Annotated in this window: 18 protein-coding genes; 12 read left to right on the plus strand and 6 right to left on the minus strand. The window is 46.3% G+C overall.

The window, feature by feature from the left end:
* Position 1: 1 nt before the first annotated feature.
* From ICN35_RS07195 to ICN35_RS07210, 4 genes are read right to left on the minus strand one after another with little or no spacing between them, the layout of a single operon-like run.
* Entirely contained in the window at positions 2-493 is a 492-nt protein-coding gene (locus ICN35_RS07195; protein ID WP_323482114.1) for a DUF3429 domain-containing protein, read from the minus strand.
* A 54-nt stretch (positions 494-547) separates the two neighbouring features.
* Positions 548-1,402: a 3-hydroxybutyryl-CoA dehydrogenase gene (locus ICN35_RS07200; protein ID WP_216125807.1), complete on the minus strand. Its 855-nt coding sequence runs from the start codon at positions 1,400-1,402 to the stop codon at positions 548-550.
* Between the two features lies 1 nt (position 1,403).
* The gene (locus ICN35_RS07205; RefSeq protein ID WP_216125809.1) at positions 1,404-2,144 is read right to left on the minus strand and encodes a glutathione binding-like protein; all 741 of its coding nucleotides are present in this window, start codon (positions 2,142-2,144) and stop codon (positions 1,404-1,406) included.
* A gap of 17 nt (positions 2,145-2,161) precedes the next feature.
* On the minus strand, positions 2,162-3,370 hold the full coding sequence (locus ICN35_RS07210) for a pyridoxal phosphate-dependent aminotransferase (RefSeq protein WP_216125812.1): 1,209 nt from the start codon (positions 3,368-3,370) through the stop codon (positions 2,162-2,164).
* Positions 3,371-3,468: 98 nt separating this feature from the next.
* Between ICN35_RS07210 and yaaA the strand changes: the two genes are divergently transcribed.
* A complete protein-coding gene (yaaA, locus tag ICN35_RS07215; RefSeq protein WP_216125815.1) occupies positions 3,469-4,245 on the plus strand; it encodes a peroxide stress protein YaaA in 777 nt (258 codons plus the stop codon).
* On the plus strand, positions 4,245-5,456 hold the full coding sequence (locus tag ICN35_RS07220) for a DUF2863 family protein (RefSeq protein WP_216125818.1): 1,212 nt from the start codon (positions 4,245-4,247) through the stop codon (positions 5,454-5,456). The genes yaaA and ICN35_RS07220 overlap by 1 nt, the downstream gene beginning before the upstream one ends.
* Before the next feature lie 84 nt (positions 5,457-5,540).
* On the opposite strand, the gene ICN35_RS07225 is transcribed toward ICN35_RS07220, so the two are convergent.
* Both ICN35_RS07225 and ICN35_RS07230 read right to left on the minus strand, forming a co-directional pair.
* On the minus strand, positions 5,541-5,915 hold the full coding sequence (locus ICN35_RS07225) for a hypothetical protein (RefSeq protein ID WP_215294839.1): 375 nt from the start codon (positions 5,913-5,915) through the stop codon (positions 5,541-5,543).
* A 17-nt stretch (positions 5,916-5,932) separates the two neighbouring features.
* Positions 5,933-6,922 (minus strand): malate dehydrogenase, encoded by a 990-nt coding sequence (locus ICN35_RS07230; RefSeq protein WP_216125821.1) that lies wholly within the window; start codon positions 6,920-6,922, stop codon positions 5,933-5,935.
* A gap of 156 nt (positions 6,923-7,078) precedes the next feature.
* On the opposite strand from ICN35_RS07230, the gene ICN35_RS07235 reads away from it, so the two are divergent.
* The 10 genes from ICN35_RS07235 (at position 7,079) to leuD (ending at position 15,251) form a co-directional block, all read left to right on the plus strand.
* Positions 7,079-7,816, plus strand: coding sequence for a GntR family transcriptional regulator (locus ICN35_RS07235; protein ID WP_215318106.1), 738 nt, complete (start codon positions 7,079-7,081; stop codon positions 7,814-7,816).
* Between the two features lie 132 nt (positions 7,817-7,948).
* Positions 7,949-8,368 carry a succinate dehydrogenase, cytochrome b556 subunit gene (gene sdhC / locus ICN35_RS07240; RefSeq protein WP_215294833.1) on the plus strand — a complete coding sequence of 140 codons (420 nt, stop codon included), beginning with the start codon at positions 7,949-7,951 and terminating at the stop codon, positions 8,366-8,368.
* Positions 8,369-8,392: 24 nt separating this feature from the next.
* Positions 8,393-8,758, plus strand: a complete 366-nt coding sequence (gene sdhD, locus ICN35_RS07245; protein WP_216125824.1) for a succinate dehydrogenase, hydrophobic membrane anchor protein — start codon at positions 8,393-8,395, stop codon at positions 8,756-8,758.
* 4 nt (positions 8,759-8,762) lie between these two features.
* Positions 8,763-10,541, plus strand: a complete 1,779-nt coding sequence (gene sdhA / locus ICN35_RS07250) for a succinate dehydrogenase flavoprotein subunit (protein ID WP_216125827.1) — start codon at positions 8,763-8,765, stop codon at positions 10,539-10,541.
* Between the two features lie 16 nt (positions 10,542-10,557).
* Positions 10,558-11,262 (plus strand): succinate dehydrogenase iron-sulfur subunit, encoded by a 705-nt coding sequence (locus ICN35_RS07255; protein WP_215294049.1) that lies wholly within the window; start codon positions 10,558-10,560, stop codon positions 11,260-11,262.
* Positions 11,259-11,528 carry a succinate dehydrogenase assembly factor 2 gene (locus tag ICN35_RS07260; protein ID WP_216125829.1) on the plus strand — a complete coding sequence of 90 codons (270 nt, stop codon included), beginning with the start codon at positions 11,259-11,261 and terminating at the stop codon, positions 11,526-11,528. Before ICN35_RS07255 ends, ICN35_RS07260 begins: the two co-directional genes overlap by 4 nt.
* Positions 11,529-11,614: 86 nt before the next feature.
* Positions 11,615-12,928, plus strand: coding sequence for a citrate synthase (gene gltA, locus ICN35_RS07265; protein ID WP_216125833.1), 1,314 nt, complete (start codon positions 11,615-11,617; stop codon positions 12,926-12,928).
* 17 nt (positions 12,929-12,945) lie between these two features.
* A complete protein-coding gene (gene leuC / locus ICN35_RS07270) occupies positions 12,946-14,355 on the plus strand; it encodes a 3-isopropylmalate dehydratase large subunit (RefSeq protein ID WP_216125836.1) in 1,410 nt (469 codons plus the stop codon).
* 11 nt (positions 14,356-14,366) lie between these two features.
* The gene (locus ICN35_RS07275; RefSeq protein WP_215318096.1) at positions 14,367-14,576 is read left to right on the plus strand and encodes a hypothetical protein; all 210 of its coding nucleotides are present in this window, start codon (positions 14,367-14,369) and stop codon (positions 14,574-14,576) included.
* Positions 14,577-14,603: 27 nt separating this feature from the next.
* Complete coding sequence (gene leuD, locus ICN35_RS07280; protein ID WP_215294819.1) at positions 14,604-15,251, plus strand: 3-isopropylmalate dehydratase small subunit; 648 nt, start codon at positions 14,604-14,606, stop codon at positions 15,249-15,251.
* The last annotated feature ends 1 nt before the right edge of the window (position 15,252 follow it).

The raw sequence follows: 15,252 nt of genomic DNA on the forward strand, positions 1-15,252 counted from the left end.
ATTAGGCTTGGATGAAAAGAATCACAATAGCCGCCCAAGTTAGGCAAGCAGCAGCAACATACGTTAAGCGATTGCGCATCGCCATGAACGCCATACGAGCTGCTTCATCTGAAAAATAGTAGTTGTAAGTATTCTGATCAATATTACGTTGAATGATCAAGGTTGATGCCATGATCAATAAGCCAACCGGAATATAAATATGTAAGGCTACCCAAGCTACTAATGCAGGGATCACACCCCAAACCCAAGCGTTACGGTCTATCCAGCGGTCACCAGAAGGCGCCTTGCCCAGGGTATGCAAACTAGCGCCCCAATGTAATGCACCCATAAAGGAAGTAATGACTGCGCCATAACCCGCTAGCGACTCTGCACTCAAATAATTCAAAGGAGTTGGAGCCAGCTGTACTAATAGTGCAAGACCCACAAAAGGAATCAAGCCCGCGTAGCCAAGTTTGAGTACGAGTGGTGGAATAGGATTGGCAGATGGGTTCACGGGAGTTTGCTTAGGCTAAGAGAAATGAAGATATGAAAAATAAATCAATCAAAATTATTGATCGTAGGTGTAAACGCCGCGACCGGTTTTGCGACCAAGATAGCCAGCTGCAACCATCTCACGTAGTAGTGGGCAAGGGCGATATTTAGAATCACTAAAGTTTTCAAAATACACCTCCATGACTGCGAGGCAAGTATCCAAACCAATTAAGTCTGCTAAAGCCAGTGGGCCTATCGGTTGGTTGCAGCCCAGTTTCATGCCGGCATCTATATCTTCAGGACTCGCTAAACCCTCTGACAGTACGAAGAACGCTTCGTTAATCATTGGCAATAAGATGCGATTGACGACAAAGCCGGGTGAGTTCTTAACGGTTATGGGCTCTTTGCCAATGCGTTTTGCCATTTCAATAATGGCGGCATGAGTTTGGTCGCTAGTTTGCAGCCCACGAATTACCTCAACTAACGCCATCAAAGGTGGCGGGTTAAAGAAGTGCATGCCGATAAAGCGTGTTGGGTTGGAATCTAAGGCTGCCAGCTTAGTGATAGAGAGCGATGAAGTGTTGGTGGCAATGATGGTGTCCTTGCTCACTATCTCGTCGACTTGCTTGAGAATTTTTTCTTTAATCGCTTGATTCTCAGTAGCAGCTTCAATCACGAGACTAAGACCTTTGAAGTCAGCGTAAGAGGTGCTGCCTTGAATCCGTTTGACTGCAGCCACTTTGGCATCTGCAGTCAGCATTTCTTTTTTAATGAGCCGATCTAAACTTTTACTGATGTGATCTAGGCCACGTTGAACAGCAGCATCATTGATGTCTACCATGACGACCTCTAGACCAGCAACAGCGCAAACTTGCGCAATGCCATTGCCCATGGTCCCTGCACCAATTACACCAACCGACTGAATCTTCATCTTATTTCCTTCTTTGATACTGGGTTGATCCAAAGAGCTGCTCTCTCGCCTTGTCATCATGCAAAGGTTTGCGTAATGCAGTGAGTACTTCACACCCGCGCTGTACAGCAGGCCGTTTACCAATCATCTCAAACCAGCGTTTGAAATTGGGGTAATCGTTGATCTCGATCCCCTGATTTTTCCAATTCCGTGTCCAAGGGTAAATTGCCATATCAGCGATTGAATACGTTTTACCGGTAATATAGGGATTATCTTTCAGTTGAGTATCCAGCACCCCATAAAGACGCTTTGCCTCATTGGTATAGCGATTGATGGCATATTCAATTTTCTGAGGGGCATACAAGCGAAAATGGTGGTTTTGGCCAAGCATGGGGCCAAGACCACCCATCTGGAACATGAGCCATTGCAAGACATCGTATTTGCCACGAATGTTCTTGGGTAAGAACTTGCCAGTTTTACTGGCTAGGTAAAGCAAGATGGCACCGGACTCAAAGATGCTGATGGGCTTGCTATCAGGTCCATGAGGATCAACTAATGCAGGGATCTTATTGTTAGGGCTGATTTTTAAAAAGTCAGGGGCAAATTGATCGCCAGCGCCAATATCAATTGGGTGCGCAATCCAATCACGACCTAAGCGATAGCCACATTCCTCCAGCATGATGTGCACTTTATGGCCATTGGGAGTTGGCCAACTGTATACATCAATTACCTTTTTTGCGGCGTTTGATTTCTTGATTGTCATGGATCTTCCCTTGATTTTTATAAGGCTTGTAAACGTTCTAAGGCAGTAGATAAGGTTTGCTCTTGCTTAGCAAAGCAAAAACGAATGACGCCTGACTCCGTAGGCTGTTCATAAAATGCTGAAACTGGAATGGCAGCAACACCAACTTCAGTAGTTAACCATTTGCAAAATTCAGCTTCTGGTAATTTAGCTTCAGGAATATTCAGCGCCGTGTAATCAACGCATTGAAAGTAAGTCCCCGGTGTTGGTAGTAACTTGAATTTTGTTTTCTCTAGTCCTGCTTTGAAAAAATCTCGCTTGGCTTGATAAAAAGCAGGGAGGTTTAAGTAGTGCGATGCCTCGGAGAGGTATGAAGCTAAACCGTATTGCATGGGTGTGTTCACAGTGAAGACATTGAACTGATGAACCTTGCGAAACTCTGCTGTCAGTGGGGCGGGTGCTGCGACATAGCCTACCTTCCAGCCAGTGACGTGATAGGTCTTACCAAAACTGGAGATTAAAAAACTTCGTGCAGCTAATTCAGGATGGGAGGCAACACTATGATGGTGAGCGCCATCGTAGACCATGTGTTCATAGACTTCATCACTCAAGACAAGAGTTGAGGTGTTCTTTAACAAGCTTGCTAAACGATCTAAATCAGCCTTCTGCCACACCATGCCAGTGGGGTTATGCGGCGAGTTGATCATCAGCAGTCGAGTCTGAGGACTGATTGCTTTTTGCAGTGCATCCCATGGGATGTTGTATGAAGCAACCTGTCCATTAGCATCACGTACTGCCTCTAGAGAAACCGCAATCGTTTTGCCAACGGCTAATTCAATCGAAGGCCTATAGCTATCGTAAGCAGGCTCGATGATGACAACTTCATCACCAGGGCTCACGCAAGCCAGAATGCTTGTCAGAATTCCTTGTGTGCCACCAGCAGTGATAGTGATTTCAGATTCAACATCATATTGATGGCCATATAAGTTTTGAATCTTCTGTTGAATACCATTGCGTAAATCGGGAATCCCAATCATGGGTGGATATTGATTGTGATCAGCCAGCATCGCCCCATTCACTTTGGCAATTAAATTGCGATCGCAGGGAAAGTCCGGAAAGCCTTGACCTAAATTAATAGCCTGATGTTTGGTGGCAAGCGCAGACATCACCGTAAAAATCGTTGTACCAACATTCGGAAGTCGGCTTGGAAACGATGGGGTGGAAGGGGTAATGTCTTGCGAGCTCATAAAGTCAATAGAGAGTGGTTAGATGATCGCGAAAGCGCTTTTGTGCGCATAAATCCGGTAATCGCTAGAATGGAAGAAATACATATACAAATTGTGCCATGTTGATCGTACTTTCTCCCGCTAAATCCTTAGATTACAAGACTCCTGTCAAGGTCAAGGCGCCCACCTTGCCTGAGTTTGTCTCAGAATCTGCTAAGTTGATTGCCGAACTCCAGAAGTTAGCCCCTCAGGACGTCGCCAAACTGATGGGTTTGTCTGACCAACTGGCTACCTTAAATGTGGGGCGCTATCGAGATTGGTCTAAAAAATTCACGGCTGAAAATAGCAAGCCAGCGATCTATGCATTCGATGGCGATGTTTATGATGGTTTTGATGTCAAAACGCTGAACGCCAAGGCGGTCGATTTTGCCCAAGACCACATTCGTATTTTGTCTGGCTTGTATGGCGCCTTAAGGCCGCTTGACTTGATGCAAGCCTACCGCCTGGAAATGGGCACCGCTTTTAAGAATGCCAGGGGAAAAGATCTGTATGCCTTTTGGGGCAGCAGGGTGACAGATTCCCTAAAGCAGATTTTGGATCAGCAAAAGAAGCCCGTTTTACTGAACTTGGCTTCTGAAGAGTACTTCAAGGTCTTGCAGCCCAAAGAGTTGGGTTGCCAGGTGATAGCCCCCGTCTTTCAGGATGGCAAAGACGGTAAGTACAAGATTATTTCTTTTTATGCGAAGCGTGCTCGCGGCTTAATGGCTAGGTATGTGGTGGAGAATCGTATTACCGATCCGGCAGATTTAAAAGGTTTCAATTTGGATGGTTATAAATACTATGCTGCAGAATCTAAGCTATATAAACCCATTTTTAGACGGGCAGAGAAAAAATAATGGCCGTACATCGCACTAAACCTTCTCAACGCAGTTCACCAGAAGTAGAAAAGCTGGTGGCCGATGCTATTTCTCTAGCCGCTTCAGGCAGTCAGATTGAAGATCGTTTTTGGGAAGAGCGCTTGAATGTGCGCTTGATGCGTTTGCTTAAAAGTCATAACCAAAATGTGATTGATGCCGCCTTGGATCAAACCTTTCGTATCAATACCGTAGCGTTTGAAGTCCTAGCGGATATCGCTGAAACGCTTGCTGAGTCCCTCAAGATGGAGCACGAAGGCCAGGAGTGGGATGTGTTGTTATTGGCTATGCCTATCGTTGCGCATACCCGCTATCAAATTCCTTCGGGTCCTTTGCCATCGAGCATTATTGAAGCGACTGCTGGCGCATTAAATGTCTCAATCGCTGCTACCGATACGCGTTTAGCGATTGTTCCTTGGCTCTACAGCATTGATCAAATGCCGCATTCTCATTGCCAAACACGTGTGTTAACTGAAGTATTGGCGACTGCGGCCATCTCTGGCAAGGATGTCAAACTCGAGTTGCGCGATATGTCGGAGACGATTGCAGTTCTGGCTGATCCGCGTTTCATTATTGCCGCACTGAGCGCCCCTAGCGGATCACCCATTTTTAAATGGCAAGAAGAATCGCCGGCAAGACAGGAACGTGGTGTCAGTCTCATTGGCTGGCAAAACGCGATGCAAGAGCCACTCGCAGCAATGCTGCCTGGATGCGAGTTTGAGCTCTTGTTACCGGAGGCCTACTTTACTAACTGCCGTTTGGCAGATAAGCATGTGCGGCCATTAAGTATTCGTGCAGGCGTTAATTTCCTCGAAAGCACGCTAGGCATCTTGCCTGCTGGCTTATCTTGCGTGGTTGGTGCCTTTGGTGAAGAGCAGGCCGATGAATACCGCATCTCCTTTAGCGTCAAGGGTTCCTCCGAAATTATGTATGGTGTGATTTGGCCTTTATATGATCGTGAGAGCGTGGCGAGTGATGCCTTAAATGATTTATCGGATGACGAGAGCCCGATTAAAAAAATCTGTGATGCCTTGCATGATGCAGGAGTAGAAGATGTATTTCGTCATGCGATGCTATTTGACCCAGAGCTCTGCGATGATTGCGGCGCGCCTCTTTTTCCAGATCGATCTGGTGAAGCCGTGCATGCAGAAATGCCGGAAGATACGCCAACACAGCAACCACTCTTTCATTAAGTAGTCATAACAAACTCGAAAATATTAACCGAGTAATAAAAAAGCCGAGGATCTCTCGGCTTTTTTATTTGATGCTATTAAAACTTAGTTCTGAACAAAAGGCTCTGCACCAGCAAACAAATGGGGCAATTTGCCAGATTTCATTTCTGCTGTTTGGCAGAAATCAGCTAAGCGATTACCCGTCTTGATATTAAATAACATGGCTTTATTGCCAAGCACTACCAGGTCATGCCCAGTGTCAGTGTTCTTGTAACGCAAGCTACCTGGCAATGAGGTTTGACGATTCAAGTCGTAAGTCTTGGCTTCCCAAGTCAGACGAACTTTCTCGAGAGTGCCAGTTGTTTTGAATTGCTTACTCTCGCTGCAAGTCCACGTAAATACTTCTTCACTAGCGCTCACATTTGTAACGCCAATGAGGGCGGCAAATACAAAGCTTAAGGACAGAAGAGATTTGTTCATGTATTTTCCTAAGAGGATTAAGAAAGCAAGTGCTTAACGCCTGCTTGCTCTTCAAGCAATTCATTTAAGGTGTGATTCATGCGCTCGCGTGAGAACTCATCGATCTCTAAACCTTCGACCATTTTGTACTCGCCGTTTTCACATGTCACTGGGAAACCATAAATCACTTCAGCTGGGATACCGTATTCGCCTTTAGAGGCAATTCCCATGGTGACCCATTTGCCATTGGTTCCTAGAACCCAATCATGAACGTGGTCAATTGCTGCATTGGCTGCGGAAGCTGCAGAAGAGAGGCCGCGCGCATCAATAATTGCTGCACCACGCTTACCAACAGTAGGAATAAAGACATCCTTATTCCATGCTGTATCGTTAATTGAGTCCTTTACTGACTTGCCGTCAACCGTTGCAAAGCGATAGTCAGGGTACATGGTTGGGCTGTGATTACCCCAAACGACTAGCTTCTCAATGCCAGCAACGGGTTTATTTAATTTAGTAGCCAATTGCGAGAGCGCGCGGTTGTGATCAAGGCGCAACATCGCGGTAAAGTTTTTCGCAGGAATATCTGGTGCAGATTTCATGGCGATGTAAGCGTTCGTGTTTGCTGGGTTGCCAACCACCAATACCTTGACAGTCTTTTTGGCAACTGCATTGAGTGCTTTACCTTGGGCAGTGAAGATCTGTGCGTTAGCGGAGAGCAGATCTTTGCGCTCCATGCCGGGACCACGGGGACGTGCCCCAACTAATAGGGCGACATCAATCTCTTTAAATGCGGTCAAGGGGTCAGAGTGAGCGGTAACGCCAGCCAAGAGTGGGAATGCACAATCTTCGAGCTCCATGATCACGCCACCCAATGCTTTTTGCGCTTTTTCGTCCGGAATTTCAAGTAATTGCAGAATGACGGGCTGATCCTTGCCCAAAAGGTCGCCATTGGCGATGCGGAATAAAAGGGAATATCCGATTTGACCGGCTGCACCGGTTACGGCGACACGCATTGGGGCTTTTGCCATTACTAATAACTCCAGAGGATGGTTAAGAGGTTAATTAAGGAAACTTTTCTATTATCCATTCAAGTGTAGGAACTTTCGCTTTACACTGTCAAAGATGTCTTATACAAGACTAGAATTACACTTAATTTTATCCAATTGCTTTCCGCTGGAGCCGATTTGTCAGAAGTAAATTTGCCGATTGCCTCTTTTAGCCCTCTGTACGAACAGATTAAGGCAATGATTTTGGCTAGCTTGCAAGCCTCTGAGTGGCTGCCAGGGGAGGCTATTCCCAGTGAAATGGAGTTAGCGGCCCGCTATGCCGTTAGTCAGGGCACGGTTCGCAAGGCGATAGATGAGCTGGCTGCACAAAATTTATTGGTGCGACGCCAGGGTAAGGGCACCTATGTAGCCACCCACCAAGAAGACGATTGGCAATACCGATTCTTACGCTTGGCACCTGATTCTGGTGAGAAATTTCATCTCACTAGCCGATTCTTGGTTTGCCAGCAGACTAAGGCAAGCGCCTACGTCGCCAGTTTGCTGAAATTAAAGGCAGGTGACACCGTCATTTACATTGATCGTGTTCAGAGTTTTGCTGGGCAAGCCATTGTTTATGAAGAGATTTGGCTGCCTGGAGCGCGCTTTAAAGATTTAAATCTGGATACTCTGAATGAATGGCATGGGCCAGTTTACGCTCTATATGAGAGCCAGTACGCTACTCACATGGTGCGTGCTGAGGAAAAAATCAAAGCAATTGCGGCCGATGAGACTCTGGCTAAGCACCTCCAATTGGCAGTAGGCGCCCCATTGCTTTCGGTAGAGCGGGTGGCGTTCACATATGGCAGTAAACCAGTAGAAATTCGACACGCAAGATACGACACCGCTGAGCAACATTACGAAAACAAATTGAACTGAACTTATCCGTAAACCCCCCCTTTAAACCCCTATAAACCCTTAAAAACCCCCAATAGCCTCAAGGTTTCCAATAGAATATGTTGCGACACAACAAAATCAAACTGAACCTCCACCTAAAGATAGAGATTACCCATGGTTGAAGCACAGCAAAATGTAAAAAAAGATCGACAGGTTTATCGCAATATTGGTCTGGCCCAGTTGATTAAATATCGCCTGCCTTGGGCCGGAAAAGTCTCCATCCTTCACCGTATTAGTGGGGCAGCCTTATTCCTCTTGTTGCCATTCATTTTGTACCTCTTCGACCAAAGTCTGGCTTCTGAGGTGAGCTATCAGAAATTTCAAGCATTCACCAGCAACATCTTGGTAAAAATCATTTGCCTCGGTTTGATCTGGTCTTTCTTACATCATTTCTGTGCTGGTATTCGCTACCTCTTGCTCGATTTAGAAATCGGCGTAGAGAAGTCTGAGTCCAATCGTTCCGCCATCATCGTGTTGGTGCTTGGTATCGCTCTCACTGCTGTAGTGGGTCTCAAATTATTTGACTTGTACTAAGCGCTCATTATTTAAGGAAATTTCATGCCTATTTATCAAATTGGACCAAAGCGCTTAGTAGTTGGTGCTCATTACGGACTTAAAGAATGGATCATCCAACGCGTTACTGCGATTGTGATGGTGGTATTTACAGTTGTCTTGCTAGTCGACTACTGCGTAACTGGTAGTGCTAGCTACGAGGGTTGGGCTGGTCTGTTTAGTAATCAGTTCATGAAGTTGCTGACTTTTTTGGCTTTCTTTAGCTTGTTCTATCACGCTTGGATTGGCGTGCGTGACATCTGGATGGATTACATCAAGCCCGTCAGTATTCGTTTGACACTGCAAGTGTTGACCGTTCTGTATCTCGTAGCCTGTGCGGCTTATGCCGTTCAAATTTTGTGGAAAGTGTAATTCGATGACTGCGATTCAAAAATCATTGCCACACCGCCGTTTTGATGCGGTCATTATTGGGGCGGGTGGCTCGGGTATGCGTGCTTCATTACAGTTAGCGGAAGCCGGCCTCAATGTGGCGGTATTAACTAAAGTCTTCCCAACCCGTTCACATACAGTAGCTGCGCAAGGTGGTATTGGTGCTTCATTGGGTAACATGAGTGAAGACAATTGGCACTATCACTTTTATGACACCATCAAAGGATCTGACTGGTTAGGTGACCAGGACGTGATCGAGTTCATGTGCCGTGAAGCGCCAAAAGTGGTTTATGAGTTAGAGCATTTCGGTATGCCTTTCGATCGCAATCCAGATGGCACGATTTATCAGCGTCCATTCGGCGGTCACACCGCAAACTACGGCGAGAAACCAGTACAACGTGCTTGTGCTGCCGCTGACCGCACTGGTCACGCCATGTTGCATACCTTGTATCAACGTAACGTCCGCGCTAAAACGAACTTCTTCGTAGAGTGGTTGGCGCTCGACTTGATCCGTGATGACGAGGGTGATGTGGTTGGTGTTACTGCCCTTGAAATGGAAACAGGTCAGGTATACATCTTGGAAGCCAAGATTGTGATGTTGGCTACTGGTGGTGCAGGTCGTATCTGGGATGCATCGACTAATGCCTTTATTAATACCGGTGACGGTATGGGACTTGCAGCTCGCGCAGGTATCCCATTGGAAGATATGGAGTTCTGGCAATTCCACCCAACAGGTGTAGCTGGGGCAGGTGTATTGTTAACTGAAGGTTGCCGCGGTGAAGGTGGCATCTTGCGTAATAAAGATGGCGAGCGTTTCATGGAACGTTATGCGCCAACCTATAAGGATTTGGCTCCGCGCGATTTCGTATCTCGGTGTATGGATCAAGAAATCAAAGAGGGGCGCGGTTGCGGTCCTAATGGTGACTATGTTGTGCTGGATTTGACGCACATTGGTGCCGAGACCATCATGAAGCGTTTACCTTCGGTTTATGAAATCGGTATGAACTTCGCAAACGTTGACGTCACTAAAGAGCCAATCCCTGTTGTGCCAACGATTCATTACCAGATGGGTGGCATTCCAACCAATATCAATGGTCAAGTGGTTGTTCCAGCAAATGGCAAACACAATGAAGTCGTTCATGGTTTGTATGCCATTGGCGAGTGTTCATGCGTTTCTGTGCACGGCGCAAACCGCTTAGGTACTAATTCATTACTCGACCTCTTGGTATTCGGTCGTGCAGCAGGTAACCACATCGTTGGCTTGAATCTTAAGAATCGTGAGTTCAAGAAATTACCTGCGAATGCGGGTCAGCAAACCTTGGAGCGTATTGCGAAGTTGGATAACTCTCATTCTGGCGAGTATGCACAAGATGTCGCTAACGATATTCGTAAAACGATGCAGAAATACGCCGGTGTATTCCGTAACCAAGAGCTGATGGATGAAGGTGTTCGTCAAATGGCGAAACTCACCGAGCGTGCAAAAAACTTGTGGGTTAAAGATAAGTCTGAGATTTTTAATACCGCCCGTATTGAAGCTTTGGAAGTGGCTAACTTGGTTGAGACAGCAAACGCAACCATGATTTCTGCGGCAGCTCGCAAAGAAAGTCGTGGCGCACATTCGCATGACGATCACCAGTATCGCGATGATGACAACTGGATGAAACACACTCTTTGGTATAGCGAAGGTAATCGCTTGGACTATAAGCCAGTCCAATTGAAACCATTGACTGTTGATTCAGTTCCTCCAAAAGAACGTACTTTCTAAGTAAGAGAGATAGAAGATGAGTGATATCCGTATATTTGAAATTTACCGCTACGATCCAGATGTCGATGCAGCACCACGCATGCAGCGCTATGAGTTAGAGCTTACTGGTGAGCGTATGTTGTTGGACGCCTTGATCTCTTTGAAGAAACAAGATGAAACCATCTCGTATCGCCGCTCATGCCGTGAGGGTGTATGCGGTTCAGATGCAATGAACATCAACGGTAAAAATGGTTTGGCTTGCTTGACCAATATGTTGACTTTGCCTAAGGTCATCACATTGCGTCCATTACCTGGCTTGCCAGTCGTACGTGATTTGATCGTCGACATGACTTTGTTCTTCAAACAGTATTTGTCTATCAAGCCTTATTTGGTAAACGACAATCCACCGCCAGAGAAAGAGCGTTTGCAGAGCCCTGAAGAGCGCGAAGAGTTGAACGGCTTGTATGAGTGTATTTTGTGCGCATCTTGCTCAACCTCATGCCCCTCTTTCTGGTGGAATCCTGATAAGTTTGTGGGCCCTGCAGGTTTGTTGCAGGCCTATCGCTTTATTGCTGATAGTCGGGATGAAGAGACCAGTCAGCGCTTGGATAACTTGGAAGATCCATACCGCTTATTCCGTTGCCACACTATTATGAATTGCGTGGATGTATGTCCTAAGCATTTGAATCCAACCAAGGCGATTGGTAAGATCAAGGAGTTGATGGTTCGTAGGGCAGTATGACCCTCGGTAATGCAGAGTTATATCGCTTAAAAAGTGATGCTCGCAGGGGCTTGCTAGAGAACGATTTAATTCTGCAGCGTTTCTTTGAGCGTTACAGCGCTCAGTTAAGCGTGGAAGATGGCAAAGTATTGAGCCAGTTGTTGGCCTTAGATGACAATGACCTGATGGATTTATTAATCGGTCGTAAAGATTCGGTGGCTGGACTGGAGCAGGAGATGCAGTCTGACTCCTTTAAAACAGTTTTACAAAAGCTGAGAGAGAAGTAATTCAGTCTTTTGGTGCAGTAGTAGTGCAAGCGTGTGATCGAATAAATAGTGTATTAATCATAATTTTGAATGACTAAGGATTAGAAATGATTGAATCGGACATCAAGGCAAAACTCTCGTTTTCGGATGGAACACCAGATTTTGATCTGCCAATTTATAAAGGCACGGTTGGTCCTGATGTCATCGATATTCGCAAGCTCTATGGTCAAACTGGTAAGTTCACTTACGACTCAGGCTTTCTATCTACTGCATCCTGTAATAGCAAAATTACTTACATCGATGGTGACAAAGGCGAGTTGCTCTATCGTGGTTACCCGATTGATGATTTGGCTGCAAACTGCGACTTCTTAGAGGTTTGCTACCTTTTGATTAATGGCCAATTGCCCAACGCGACCGAGAAAAAAGATTTCGATCAAATGGTGATTCACCACACCATGGTCCACGAGCAAATGCAATTCTTCTTGCGCGGTTTCCGTCGCGATGCCCATCCCATGTCAGTGTTAACTGGTTTGGTTGGTGCCATGGCTGCGTTCTACCATGATGAGATTGATTACAGCGATTCCTATGCACGTGAAGTGGCGCAGATTCGTTTGATTGCGAAGATGCCAACCTTAGTGGCAATGTCGTACAAGTACTCCGTAGGACAACCTTTTATCTATCCAGATAACTCTTTGTCATACACCGCAAACTTCATGCGCATGATGTTTGCTACGCCGTGTGAAGAGTACAAAGTAAACCCAGTTTTAGTACGCGCTTTGGATCGCATCTTTATCTTGCATGCAGATCATGAGCAAAATGCCTCCACCTCAACCGTTCGTTTGTGCGGTTCTTCAGGTACGAACCCGTTTGCTGCCATTTCTGCCGGTATTGCTTGTCTTTGGGGCCCAGCCCACGGTGGTGCTAACGAAGCTTGCTTGCAAATGTTGAATGATATTCAAGCACAAGGCGGCGTGGATAAGATTCATGAGTTCATCGCTCAGGTGAAAGACAAGAACTCGAGCGTACGTTTGATGGGCTTTGGTCACCGCGTTTACAAAAACTTCGATCCACGCGCTAAACTAATGCGTGAGACTTGCTATGAAGTTTTAAATGAACTCGGCCTACAAGACGATCCATTATTCAAGCTGGCGATGACCCTGGAGAAGATTGCCTTGGAAGACGAGTATTTTGTGAGCCGCAAGCTCTATCCAAACGTGGACTTCTACTCAGGTATTGTGCAGCGCGCACTGGGTATCCCAACGGATATGTTCACTTGTATTTTTGCGCTAGCAAGAACAGTTGGCTGGATTGCTCAGTGGGAAGAAATGATTACGGATTCCGAGTACAAGATTGGACGTCCACGTCAGTTATATGTTGGTGAAACTTCGCGTAAGGTTCCTAACATTTCCGTTCGTAAATAAAGGTTTTAAGGGCACTCATGTCTCGTACGCTTTATGACAAATTGTGGGATGACCACGTTGTTTACTCGGAAGAGGATGGCACAGCCACGATCTATATTGACCGTCAGTTGCTCCATGAGGTAACCAGCCCTCAGGCATTTGAAGGCTTGAATCTGGCTGGTCGTCCGGTATGGCGCATCTCCGCCAACTTGGCTGTTTCGGATCACAACGTTCCAACCACAGACCGCTCGGCAGGAATTGCAGATCCCATATCTAAGCTGCAAGTCGACACCTTAGATCAAAACTGTGATGCATTTGGTATTACCCAATACAAGATGAATGATGCTCGCCAAGGGATTGTTCACGTGATTGGACCAGAACAGGGTGCAACCTTACCTGGCATGACTGTTGTCTGCGGTGATTCACATACCAGCACGCATGGCGCATTTGGTGCCTTGGCATTTGGTATTGGTACATCGGAAGTGGAGCACGTCTTGGCCACTCAAACCTTGCTCATGAAAAAGAGTAAGAACATGTTGGTGCGGGTAGATGGCCGTTTGCAACCCGGTTCTACAGCTAAAGATATCGTCTTGGCGGTGATCGGTAAGATTGGCACTGCAGGTGGCACTGGTTACTGTATCGAGTTTGCTGGTGAAGCGATTCGGGATTTGTCTATGGAAGGTCGTATGACCCTCTGCAATATGGCGATTGAAGGTGGCGCAAGATCTGGTTTGGTGGCTGTGGATGAAACTACGATTGAATACATTCAAGGTCGCCCTTATGCTCCTCAAGGTCAAGTCCTATTGCAAGCAATGCAGCATTGGAGAACATTGCATTCGGATGCAGATGCCCAGTTTGATGCGGTAGTGGAATTGCGTGCTGAAGAAATCGCTCCACAAGTCACCTGGGGCACCTCTCCTGAGATGGTGCTTGCTATCAGCGACCGTGTTCCTGATCCGGAAAAAGAGCGTGATCCAAACAAGCGCTCTGCGATGGAGCGTGCTTTGGAATATATGAATCTCATACCGAATACGCCACTGAGCAGTATCTCTGTGGATAAAGTATTTATTGGTTCCTGCACTAATAGCCGCATTGAAGATATTCGGGCTGCTGCAAAAGTGGTGGATCGCATTGGCAAGAAAGTGGCTGCTAATGTGAAGCTGGCATTGGTAGTTCCTGGCTCTGGTTTGGTGAAAGCCCAAGCAGAGCGGGAAGGCTTAGATCGAATTTTTAAAGCTGCTGGCTTTGAATGGCGCGAGCCCGGTTGCTCTATGTGTTTAGCCATGAATGCTGATCGCTTAGAGCCTGGTGAGCGTTGTGCCTCTACATCGAATCGTAACTTCGAAGGTCGTCAAGGTAATGGCGGTCGCACCCATTTAGTCAGTCCGGCAATGGCTGCTGCTGCGGCGATTGAGGGCCATTTTGTTGATGTTCGTAAGATTTCATAAAGGTAATCCAGATGAAATTTTCTTCAGTCTCATTGATTTCTAGATTAGCCATTGTTGGTATTGCAGGTGTGATTATTTCTGCTTGCAGTAATACCATGGAAGGCATGGGCAAAGATTTGCAAACCATGGGTAGCGCCATGGGCGGATCCGGTGCAAATTCTACTCAGCAGAATCAATCTCAAACTAAGGGTAAGGACGTTGTCATTACCCCTGTGAAGTAAACAAAAAATATAGATAGAGTCAGAGTCATGGAAAAATTTACGGTATACAAAGGTTTAGTTGCTCCACTGAATCGTGAGAACGTGGATACCGATGCCATCATTCCGAAGCAGTTTTTAAAGTCCATCAAGAAAACGGGCTTTGGTCAGAACTTATTCGATGAATGGCGTTATTTAGACCATGGCGAACCTGGTCAAGATTGCAGTACTCGTCCAATTAATCCTGACTTTGTGCTCAATCAGCCGCGCTACAAAGGCGCCGGTATTCTCTTGGCTCGCAAGAACTTTGGTTGCGGTAGTTCACGTGAACATGCGCCATGGGCTTTAGACCAATTTGGCTTCAGGGCCGTGATTGCCCCTAGCTTTGCCGATATTTTCTATAACAACTGCTTCAAAAATGGTGTTTTACCCATCGTTTTGACCGAAATGCAGGTAGATCACCTCTTTAACGAGACGATGGCTTTTAGTGGTTATCAACTGACAATTGACCTAGACGCTCAACAGGTTATCGCCCCTGACGGCAGCGCCTATAGCTTTGAGGTAGCCCCCTTTAGGAAGTATTGCCTCCTCAACGGTTTGGACGATATTGGCTTAACTCTGCGTCATGCAGATAAAATCAAGGCTTATGAAGCTGAGCGCATCCTCAAGATGCCTTGGCTTGCAACACAATTGCCGTAAT

This window comes from Polynucleobacter sp. es-GGE-1 (assembly GCF_018882005.1).
Lineage (GTDB): Bacteria > Pseudomonadota > Gammaproteobacteria > Burkholderiales > Burkholderiaceae > Polynucleobacter.